The sequence below is a fragment of the Streptomyces sp. NPDC037301 genome, from assembly GCF_055602785.1.
Genome location: NZ_JBVJWD010000072.1, coordinates 16294 through 25554 on the forward strand (window position 1 = coordinate 16294; position 9261 = coordinate 25554).

Annotated in this window: 11 protein-coding genes; 6 read left to right on the plus strand and 5 right to left on the minus strand. The window is 68.3% G+C overall.

The genetic code is table 11. From position 1 onward, the window contains the following. Positions 1 to 255: 255 nt before the first annotated feature. From ACZ7IB_RS44845 to ACZ7IB_RS44855, 3 genes are read right to left on the minus strand one after another with little or no spacing between them, the layout of a single operon-like run. Positions 256 to 786, minus strand: a complete 531-nt coding sequence (locus ACZ7IB_RS44845) for a hypothetical protein (protein WP_470920817.1) — start codon at positions 784 to 786, stop codon at positions 256 to 258. Further along, on the minus strand, positions 783 to 2234 hold the full coding sequence (locus tag ACZ7IB_RS44850; protein WP_470920818.1) for an ATP-binding protein: 1452 nt from the start codon (positions 2232 to 2234) through the stop codon (positions 783 to 785). The genes ACZ7IB_RS44845 and ACZ7IB_RS44850 overlap by 4 nt, the downstream gene beginning before the upstream one ends. Next, positions 2231 to 2911 carry a response regulator gene (locus ACZ7IB_RS44855; protein WP_382297488.1) on the minus strand — a complete coding sequence of 227 codons (681 nt, stop codon included), beginning with the start codon at positions 2909 to 2911 and terminating at the stop codon, positions 2231 to 2233. Before ACZ7IB_RS44855 ends, ACZ7IB_RS44850 begins: the two co-directional genes overlap by 4 nt. Before the next feature lie 215 nt (positions 2912 to 3126). Here ACZ7IB_RS44855 and ACZ7IB_RS44860 point away from each other — a divergent pair, with 215 nt between their 5' ends. The 3 genes from ACZ7IB_RS44860 to ACZ7IB_RS44870 are packed head-to-tail and all read left to right on the plus strand — an operon-like array spanning position 3127 to position 5732. Further along, the gene (locus tag ACZ7IB_RS44860; protein ID WP_470920820.1) at positions 3127 to 3534 is read left to right on the plus strand and encodes a hypothetical protein; all 408 of its coding nucleotides are present in this window, start codon (positions 3127 to 3129) and stop codon (positions 3532 to 3534) included. Then, on the plus strand, positions 3531 to 5537 hold the full coding sequence (locus ACZ7IB_RS44865; RefSeq protein WP_470920821.1) for a beta-N-acetylhexosaminidase family protein: 2007 nt from the start codon (positions 3531 to 3533) through the stop codon (positions 5535 to 5537). The genes ACZ7IB_RS44860 and ACZ7IB_RS44865 overlap by 4 nt, the downstream gene beginning before the upstream one ends. 27 nt (positions 5538 to 5564) lie before the next feature. Next, positions 5565 to 5732 carry a hypothetical protein gene (locus ACZ7IB_RS44870; protein ID WP_470920822.1) on the plus strand — a complete coding sequence of 56 codons (168 nt, stop codon included), beginning with the start codon at positions 5565 to 5567 and terminating at the stop codon, positions 5730 to 5732. On the opposite strand, the gene ACZ7IB_RS44875 is transcribed toward ACZ7IB_RS44870, so the two are convergent. Both ACZ7IB_RS44875 and ACZ7IB_RS44880 read right to left on the minus strand, forming a co-directional pair. After that, a complete protein-coding gene (locus ACZ7IB_RS44875; protein ID WP_470920823.1) occupies positions 5717 to 6241 on the minus strand; it encodes a phosphotransferase in 525 nt (174 codons plus the stop codon). The two genes, ACZ7IB_RS44870 and ACZ7IB_RS44875, sit on opposite strands and share 16 nt — an antisense overlap. A gap of 474 nt (positions 6242 to 6715) precedes the next feature. Then, the gene (locus tag ACZ7IB_RS44880) at positions 6716 to 6862 is read right to left on the minus strand and encodes a hypothetical protein (RefSeq protein WP_398634584.1); all 147 of its coding nucleotides are present in this window, start codon (positions 6860 to 6862) and stop codon (positions 6716 to 6718) included. 798 nt (positions 6863 to 7660) lie between these two features. Here ACZ7IB_RS44880 and ACZ7IB_RS44885 point away from each other — a divergent pair. Genes ACZ7IB_RS44885 through ACZ7IB_RS44895 form a run of 3 tightly spaced genes read left to right on the plus strand, consistent with a single transcriptional unit; the run spans position 7661 to position 9080 of the window. Beyond that, a complete protein-coding gene (locus ACZ7IB_RS44885; RefSeq protein WP_470920825.1) occupies positions 7661 to 7903 on the plus strand; it encodes a hypothetical protein in 243 nt (80 codons plus the stop codon). A 17-nt stretch (positions 7904 to 7920) separates the two neighbouring features. Continuing rightward, a complete protein-coding gene (locus tag ACZ7IB_RS44890; RefSeq protein ID WP_470920826.1) occupies positions 7921 to 8424 on the plus strand; it encodes an RNA polymerase sigma factor in 504 nt (167 codons plus the stop codon). After that, positions 8421 to 9080 carry a hypothetical protein gene (locus tag ACZ7IB_RS44895; protein ID WP_470920828.1) on the plus strand — a complete coding sequence of 220 codons (660 nt, stop codon included), beginning with the start codon at positions 8421 to 8423 and terminating at the stop codon, positions 9078 to 9080. The genes ACZ7IB_RS44890 and ACZ7IB_RS44895 overlap by 4 nt, the downstream gene beginning before the upstream one ends. Positions 9081 to 9261: the final 181 nt, after the last annotated feature.

The following is a 9261-nucleotide window of genomic DNA, read 5'->3' on the forward strand; positions in this document are numbered from 1 at the left end:
CAAGAACCTCTCTCCCCTCTCCTCCCCCCCCCCCCCCACCCACCCCCCCCCCCCCCCCCCCCCCCCCCTCCCCTCCCCCCCTCCCCCCCCCCCCCCCCCCCCCCCCCCCCCGAGCCCGTTGCTGTGTCACCTCAGCTGGGTGTAGTTCAGGATCCGCACCCAAGTGAGAACGCTTCAAGAATCCCGAAATTACGTCACGAGACCGCAGAGCGCCCGAGGAGGAACAACTTCCTGGCCACGGGCACAGGGGCTCACTCAGGGGGACTCAGGAGAACTCACGGGATGTCGCACAGCGTAGTCGGAGCAGTGGGTGGCCGGGGTGGTGTGGCCTGTGCCGGTCAGTTCCACCAGTGCTGTGGCGGACGCCGTGCACGTGAGCTGTCCGAGTGCGAGAGGGGTGAGTGTGGTCGGGTCGTAGGGGAGGGTGACGCGCAGCCGCCCGGGGGCGTTTGGGGTGGCGGTCACCTTGGCCAAGGCAGTTTCCAAGGTGCCGGTCAGGGGTGGTAGTGCGCTGGTCAGGCCCTGCTTGCGGTCTTCGGGTGAGGGGCTGGTGAGGAGGGCGCGGACGGCTTCGGTGGGTGATGTGATGCCGGCGGCGGAGCGCTCGACGGGGTGCAGCGCTCCGTCTTTGAGGAAATAGACGGCGGTGCCTGCCACGATTCCGGTGGCTGGCTCGCCGGCTCCCATGGGCTTGGACGCGTCGATCGCCGGACCGGTGCCGCAGCTTGTGAGGCCGAGTAGGAGCACAAGGAGAAAAGGGCGAAGGAGGCGGCTGCTTTGTGTCACGTACCGTCTCCTGCCGTGGGGGTGCGTGGGAATTCTGCGGTGAAGACTGCTCCGCCGTGCGGGCCGTTGGCTGCGGTCAGGGTGCCGCCGTGCAGGCGGGTGTTCTCCCAGGCGATGGCGAGGCCGAGGCCGCTGCCCTGGGAACGTGACCGGGCCTGGTCAGCTTTGTAGAAGCGGTCGAAGAGATGCGCGGCGGTCTCGGGAGACAGCCCGCCGCCGTGGTCGGTGACGTTGATCCGTATGCAATCCTCGTCGCCCTCGGATGCGGTCACCCGGACGGTCACGGGCGGCGCTCCGTGGCGCAGGGCGTTGCCGATGAGGTTGGCTATGACGACGTCGAGGCGGCGAGGGTCCAGGCGCGCGGTGACGGGGGGTTCGGGGAGGTCGGTGGAGACTTTGTCCTGCCAGCCGCGGGCGCGTAGGCAGGCACGTACGGCCTCGGCCACGTCGATGTCGTAGGCGATCAGGGTATTGGCGCCGGCGTCGAAGCGGGAGATTTCCATCAGGTCGTCGACGAGCCGTGCGAGGCGGTCGGCTTCGGTGGTGACCAGGCGGGCCGCCCGGCTTATATCCGGCTGGAGGGTGTCGGCGCTGTCGTCGAGGACGTCGCTGACGGCGACCATCGTGGCGACGGGCGTCCGCAGTTCGTGGGAGACGTCGGCGGCGAAGCGGCGGGCGGAGGCTTCCATTCTGCGGAGTTCACCGACCGTGGTCTCCAGTGCGGCGGTTGATTCGTTGAACGCCTTGGTAAGATCGGCCAGTTCGTCGTTTCCGGTGGCCTTGATACGGCTGGTGAGATCGCCGTCGGCCATGCGTCGGGCGCCGTGCTGGAGCCGGCGCACGGGGCGCAGTACGCCGCGGGCTGCGAGCAGTGCGGGCGGCACGGCGAGGACGAGCGCGGGGATCGCGCCGTACTGGGAGGCGACCCACACGGCGGCCTTCGCGTCGCTGAGGGAGCGCAGCGGGGTGGCTCCGTAGACCTCGATGCCGGACGGTTGTCTGCTGTCGGCGAAGGTGATCGGGGTGCCGGCTGTGAGCCAGGGGGTGCCGTCCTGGGTGACGCGCTGGAAGGTCAGTTCCCGGTTGGCGGTGACATCACGGCGGAGGGTTTCGGGGATTGCAGGGCCGCCCTGGGCCGAGGTCACGGATTGGGTGCCGTAGGTGACGGTGATGATCCGGAAGCCGCTGCCGGAGGCCAGTTTTCCGGCGAAGGAGGTGAGCTGGGCGCGGGTGGGCGGGTAGGGCAGGTCGTCGGCGAACGTGGTGGTCGTGTCCCGCAGGCTGTTGAGGAGGGTGTCCTGTCCGGTCCGGAGGATCGAGATGTGCGCCTGGTAGTAGGTGAATCCCGCCGTCGCCACTACGCTGATGGCCGCGACCAGCAGGTATCCGGCGATCAGGCGGCCCCGCAGCCCGAGCGTGAGGCGCTTGACCGGCGAGGGGCGCTTCACAGCGGCCCGAAGCGGTAGCCGAAGCCGCGCGCCGTCTGTATGTAGCGGGCGGATGCCGGATCATCCTCGATCTTCGTACGAAGCCGGGCGATACCGGAGTCCACCAGGCGTACGTCGGCCGACGGGTCGTGGCCCCATACCGTTTCGAGCAGTTCCTGCCGGGCGAACACGTGACCGGGGTCCGCCGACAGGTGCAGCAGCAGGCGTAGTTCCAGCGGGGTGAGGGCGACGGGGTGTCCGTTCTTGGTAATGCTGAGGCCGGAGCGGTCCACGGTGAGCTCCTCGTAGATCTCGGTGGCTGTGGTCGCGGGTGAGGGGTCCTGCCCGCGTAGGACTGCGCGGATACGGGCGTCGAGGACCCGGCCGCGTACGGGCTTGACGACGTAGTCGTCCGCGCCCGCGTCGAGGCCGCGCACGATGTCGGAGTCGTCGCCGCGGGCCGTGAGCATGATGACGGGTACCGGCCAGGAGGCGCGGATGCGGCGGCAGATTTCGAGACCGTCGGTGTCCGGCAGCATCAGGTCGAGGACGACCAGGTCGGTGCGCGTTGTCCGCAGCGCCGTGAGACCCGCGTGGCCGGACGCAGCGGCGTGGACCCGGTGGCCCTGGTGCTCCAGGGCCAGCTGAAGGCCGTCGCGCAGGGACTGGTCGTCCTCGATGAGCAGAATCTTGGGCATAAGGAAATTATGGCTACCTCTGCCAGCAGATCCGGGCAGCTCAGGCCCTCTCCGGAAGCATTGTTACGGTCCGTCCATACTCTGCCCACAGGCGGCGGACAAGGCGCAGAAACGCTGGCTGGGTGAGCGATCATCGCCGTCGCCGAGCTGCCGCCCGCCGGAACCCCTCCGGCCAGGAGCGGCCCCCCGTACCCTCCGCACCCACAGGAACCTCCATGAACCCTCCCCCTCCCCCTCCCCCTGCCCCGGACGCCCCCGCACCGGCTGTACCTCGCACCTCCGCGCGCGGCTGCACACCCGCGCAGACAACAGCCGTAGTGCTACTGGTCTTCGGGGGGTTCCTGCTGCCCGTCGTCGGCTGGCTGATCGGCCTGGCCGTGTGGTTGCCGGCCCGCGGATGGAGCGGTCGCGCCAAAGTGGCGGGGGCACTGGTGTGGCCGCTGGCCGCTCTGGTGGTGATCCTCACCAGTTCCGTAGCGTACTGGCTGGTCCTGCCACTGGGCGACCCGGTCTCCTCCGTCGCCACCTCTCTGTTCCTCCTGGTGCCCGGCAGCTGGCTCGTCCTGCTGCTGCTGGCCGCCTGGGCCCTGCTCGGTGCCCGCCGCGCGGAGCAGGGCCGATGATCCGCCGCAGGACCGTCACCGCATGGCTGGGCAGCGGGCTGCTGCTCGCGGGCTGCGCACCCCTGGACGCAGTGGGGAGGCACGACCATGCAGTAGGCCCCCGCAGTACCCCCGATGCGCCCTCGATCACCCGGGCATCCGTCACCGGTAATGACCTGCCACGGGTGTCGCCGACCCCGCAGCAGATACGCCGTACCGGGCCCGATCTCTCGGTGCCGCGTCGGGTGGACCTGCTCACCGCACAGGGCACCGACGCCCGCTCCGTCGCTCTGGTGAAAGCGGCATTGCGCCGCGCGGGTGCCACCGACGTCCGTGTCTCTCCCCTCAGCGGTGCCTCGCGTCCCGCAGGGCCGATGGCCGTCGTCGTCGGAACCGTCTCGGCTCCGCACATGGCCGACAAGCTGGGACGCAGCAATGCCTTCACCTCCGGGACACTGCCGCCTGAGGGCTACCAGATCACCACCAGCAGCCTCGACGGCCACATCGAAGTGCTGCTCGCGGGCGCCGACGGCGACGGTGTCCTCTACGCCGCCCAGACCTTCACCCAGCTGACCGCCGGCGGCCGGATAGCAGGCGCCACGGTCGTCGACCACCCCGCCATGCCGCTGCGCGGGGTCGTCGAGGGGTTCTACGGCAAGCCCTGGACCCACGAGGAGCGCCTGGACCAGATCGCCTTCTACGGCTCCGTCAAACTGAACACCTACCTGTACGCGCCCAAGGACGACCCGTACGAACGTGACCGCTGGCGCGAGCGCTACCCGAGGAAACTGGAACGCGAGCTGGCCGAGCTGGCCCGGCGCGCTGCCGACCACCACGTGCGCTTCACCTATGTCCTGTCCCCGGGCAAGTCCATCACCTACAACGATGCGGGCGACCGCCAGGCCCTGACCGGCAAGCTCCAGTCCCTGTACAACCTGGGGATCCGGGACTTCGCCCTGGCCTTCGACGACATCCACCCGCTGCCCGTATGGAACGGTGCCGCGGACTTCGCCCGTTACGGGCCCGTCTCGGAGCAGTCCGCCGCCGCCGCTCAGGCCGACCTCACCAACCGCATGCAGCGCGAGTTTGTCGACCAGCACCGCGGCATGCGCCCGCTGCAGTTCGTGCCCACGCAGTACAGCGACCTCGCCGACACCCCGTACAAGAAGACCCTGCGCCGCGCCCTGGACGACCGCGTGCAGGTGTGGTGGACGGGCGCCGACGTGGTGCCCACCTCCATCACCACCGCACAGACCCGTCGAGCGGCCGACGTGTGGGGCCACGACGTGCTGCTCTGGGACAACTACCCCACCAACGACTACGACCACGCCGCCGGACGCCTGCTGCTCGCTCCCTACGCCAAGCGCACCCCCAGGCTCGGCGAGCACCTCAGCGGCGTCGCGCTCAACCCCATGAACCAGGCATCGGCCAGCAAGATCGCCGAATTCACCGGTGCCGACTACGCCTGGAACCCGCGCGCCTACCGGCCCACTGACTCCTGGCACAGCGCCGCGGCACACATGACCGCCCACGACCCGCAAGGCACCCACGCCCTGCTGACCTTCCTCGACACCCAGCACATGGCGCCCAGCTGGACCGGCACACCATGGCAGCCCGCAGCCCCCGCCCTCAAGGCCCGGCTGGACGCCATCGAACGATCCTGGCACACGGGCAGGAAACACCAAGCGGTCACGGCACTGCGCGCACAGACACGCTCACTCGCCGAAGCCCCCACCGAGATCCGCAGAACCGTCACCGACCCGGGTTTCGCCGCCGAGACCAAGCCCTGGCTGGACGCACTCACCCTGTGGGCCAAGGCCCTTGAGTACACCTGTGACGGGCTCGAACACCGCGCCAAGGGCGAGAAGGGCAAGGCCACCCGCTCGTTCACCGCAGCGGCCGAGCTCGCGCGGGAGGCGGCCGCGGTACGCACCATCCCCGGCGCCACCCGCCCGCACGGCAACGTCAAGGTCGCCGACGGCGTGCTCGACACCTTCATACACCGAGCCGCGAAAACCCTGTAGGACACCGAGCAAAGGCAGGTGTGCGGCATGCTGACCCGACCGAGAACCCCCAACGCCGCAGAAAGCGAAGGCCAGACCGAACGGACGATGACGTTCGCAGCGGGCTACCTCGTGGCCCCGCACCTGCTGTCCGTCCTCACCCGCGGCTTGACCGACCACCACCCCACCACCTCCAGGCTTCAGCCGAGCCGGTAGTCGATCCACCGCCTGCCGGCCTCCGCCGCCCGGCCCCGGTAAGCGCCCAGAGCGCCGCCGGGGCCATGTGCGTGATGCCATGCCCAGTAGCCGGTGATCGCCACCGCGAACAGGTTCACCGCCTCCGGATCCGCCGCGCGCCACGCCGTCACCCGGGCCCCGAGCTCCACTTCCGCTCCGGCTGGGCTGTGACCGGCGAGGATCAACTGCGGGACGAGGAAGGCCGCATCCACCCACGCCGCTCCACGCGCAGCCCAGGACCAGTCCAGGACCCGGACCTGTCCCGTGGCCGTGTCGGCGAGCATGTTGTCCGCCCGTAGATCGCAGTGCACCAGCGTGTCTCCGAGCGCTGCCTTCACGAGCCGGTCGGGGGCATCCAGCTCCGTCAGCTGAGCGCGCCGTGCCACGGTCCAGGCATCCGGGCCTTCCGGGGCGGCAGCGAGCCGGTCCCAATGGCCGACCAGCAGGGACAAGGCCTCCCCGACCGCCCCACTGCCGGCACCGGACACGGCGTCAGCTCCCGCTCCAGCGCACCGACCACATCCAGCACGGGGGACAGGTCAGCGGACCCAGGCCGCAGATCTGGTTCCCTTCCCCGGACCGCCTCGAAAGCGTTGACGATCCAGCCGCTCGCCTCCAAAGACCACATGAGCTGCGGCGCGACCGCAGCCGGGAGATGCTCGCCGACCACCGCCTCTGCCCGGTAGTGCGATGCCATCGCCGCAGCCAGATCCGCTGCCTTGAGGAACACCTCACTGCCGTCGGCGCACCTCACCCGCACGGCAAGACCCTGAGTAAAGCCACCCCCGGGATAGACGACCTCCACCACTGGCGACCCAAGCCGTGCTTGTACCAAGGCCCGCACCTCATGCGGTAAGTCCTCCCAGCGTGCCCGCACCGACGCTGCGTTCACAAGAATCTCCTTTACTTCTGACAGCAAGATCAACACCCTGCCGTTCGGATGGCGATGGGAAAACCGGTCATCAGGCCCGGTCGAGCCCGAGGGCGGCCAGCGCCCGAAGCTTCTCCGAGGTGAGCTTGCCGCGCCTGCTCTTACTGTTCGACAAAAACACCCCGAGCCTCACCTCGGTGCCGTCCTCCAGCCCGGTCGGCGGCGCTGTCACGCCCATTCGACGCCGAGCTCCCGCAGTGCGTCTGTCCAGGAGCGATCTTTCTGATCAGTAGTCGACTGTCTGGCCTGCACTGATCAGTTTGCGTTGCGTCTGCGGATGGGTGATTGCGGGGCGTCAGCAGCTGCGTTGACTACGGGGCGCCGGGCTGGGGTGGGCGTCTGAACTGCGGAATTGTCAGATAGTTGGTTAGGTGATCAGGTCGTGTCAATTGCGCTGCGCACGGTTCAGGTTCGGTGATCGTTGGTAGGCGAAGGCGCCGGGGCGAGCCGGCTGCGTGGATCTGCGCAGGACCCTGCGGACGCCGCGCTCCGGGTTTCTTCGTCACCTACCGCTGCACGGTGCGCTGCGAGGAGGAACTGCGGGCGGGCCTCTATGCCCGAGGGAACGGGCCGGGTGCGTAACGCGCGATCCAGCCCCAGCGCGATCTCTCCCGCCTCTGTGTCCCCTCGCCCGGTCTGACGCCGGTAGACCCGTCCAGGCGTCAGGTCTTTCAGGACCCCCGCTCCGGATCGCCGGTTTCGCTGTCTTCGGGGGGAGCCCGGCCGGCACGCGGTACAGGATCAGCGCGTGAGGGGTCCGGCCGCTTTCTGGTGCTGTGACTTGAGGGAACAGTGTGACGAGCGGGCCGGTGGGGGAAGTTGGGAAAAGATCTTGGTCTCCGGCATCCGGATCTGGCCTCCAGCGGCGTGTAAGCGGATGAAGGCCCTGGCCTTCGTCAACGAGTTCGTCACTACTGGAAGGCCTGGTCCGATGACTTGGTCGTACTGGGTAGGAGCGGGCGGGGCGTCTCTTCCCGTGTTGCTCTTGCTGTTCTATGCGATGCGCCGCGTCCGTGGCCTCGCGGAGATGCTCCTCAAGGCGCATCTGGTGACCCGGGTGGAGCGCGAGCAGCGCGCCACCATGGTTGCGACGGCGCGGTCTCTGCCCGCTGGCGGCGCCGCCGCCCGTTTCGAGCAGGGCCAGCCGGCCTGGCTGTTCCGCAAGGACACCGCCGACCCGGCCGGTGACCGCGCCAATATCACGCGGGAGGCTGCGTGAGTGAGGCCGCACCGGGAGTGGACTTCGAGTCCTTCGTCCTCGAGACCATCGAGGCGTTCTCCCGACTGGCCCGGGCCCAGGCGGGCGACCTGCACAGCGCTCAAGACGCTGTGCAGGACGTCTACCTGAACATGTACCGGCGGTGGGCGACGATTTCTGCACAGCAGGGATCGCTCACCGCCTACGGCCGCACCGCGGTGAAGCGGGCAGTCATCGACCAATTCCGCCGGAACAAGCGGACGGTCGCGGTACCGGTTCACGACGTGCCCGATTCAGAATCCGGCATCGGAATTCCCGAGGCCGCCTACGAAATGATTAAAGAGGGTGTCGACGAACTTGTCGCACGCCTTCCTGAACGGCAGCGCGAGGTAATCACCCTGTGTGTTCTGCAGGACCTCGGCACCGAAGAGGTTGCACAGCGCCTCCAGATCAAGGAGGAGTCGGTGAAGCGCTACATCAAAGCCGCCGCCAACAACCTGAAGAAGTCCATCAACGAGTCCAGCGAGGAGGTAACCGCATGAACTATCTGCCGACTTGGCCCCACCAGCCCAAGGAACACGGAACCATCCGGCTCCTCGCCCTGTGGGTCCTGCTCGAAGGTTCTGAGCAGGCAGTATCCAAGAGCTCTCGGATCGGCGAGGACTCTGCCAAGGTGGAGGGGGGCCAGCCCACGGGCTGGCCCCCGGCCCCCGCTCCCTGCCTGCGACATGTCACCGAAGGCAATCATCGAGTCGGAGCAATCAACGAACTCCGAATCCTTCTCAGGAAGGAACTAGATGACTGCGCCAGGCCACAAGAAACACGTCGTGTAGCAGAAATCCTTGAACTCATGGACTTGGATTCCGAAGCGCGAACGTGGTGGCAGAGAGCGGCAGCCAAGGGTGATGAGGATGCGCGAGACTATCTCGAAATCCTCGAATCTGAGCAGCAAAAACAACTACCGGCATGCGCGGAAGGAAACAGGAGGGGAACTGATATTGCTGGAACAATCGCGTCACTCTTGAGTGATAGTGATTTCGCATGCCGGGGCATCGATCCTCGCGAAGCGGCAGGCAAAGTTGAATCCGCTTTGGCAGAAGCCGGACGTGACCTGCCTCACGGAACACAAACCCTGATCCGTGAGATCGAAGACTTCCTGACGCACCTGGACCCCACAACAGGCGGCCCACGATGCTGACCCGACACCACGCCCCGAGCCCAGCTCGCACCGGAGAGGCCCTATAGACCAGAACACCTCCATGAGGCCCTAGCCTTGAGGGCCAGACGACTCGTTGAAGTGGGGGGGGGGGGGGGGGGGGGGGGGGGGGGGGGGGGGGGGGGGGAGGGGGGGGGGGGGAGGGGGGGGGGGGGGGAGGGCC

Coding starts and splice junctions, on each gene's coding strand:
- ACZ7IB_RS44895 (WP_470920828.1), top strand. CDS start 8,421: ATGAACTATCTGCCGACTTGGCCCCACCAGCCCAAGGAACACGGAACC.
- ACZ7IB_RS44855 (WP_382297488.1), bottom strand. CDS start 2,911: ATGCCCAAGATTCTGCTCATCGAGGACGACCAGTCCCTGCGCGACGGC.
- ACZ7IB_RS44870 (WP_470920822.1), top strand. CDS start 5,565: ATGCTGACCCGACCGAGAACCCCCAACGCCGCAGAAAGCGAAGGCCAG.
- ACZ7IB_RS44860 (WP_470920820.1), top strand. CDS start 3,127: ATGAACCCTCCCCCTCCCCCTCCCCCTGCCCCGGACGCCCCCGCACCG.
- ACZ7IB_RS44880 (WP_398634584.1), bottom strand. CDS start 6,862: ATGGGCGTGACAGCGCCGCCGACCGGGCTGGAGGACGGCACCGAGGTG.
- ACZ7IB_RS44865 (WP_470920821.1), top strand. CDS start 3,531: ATGATCCGCCGCAGGACCGTCACCGCATGGCTGGGCAGCGGGCTGCTG.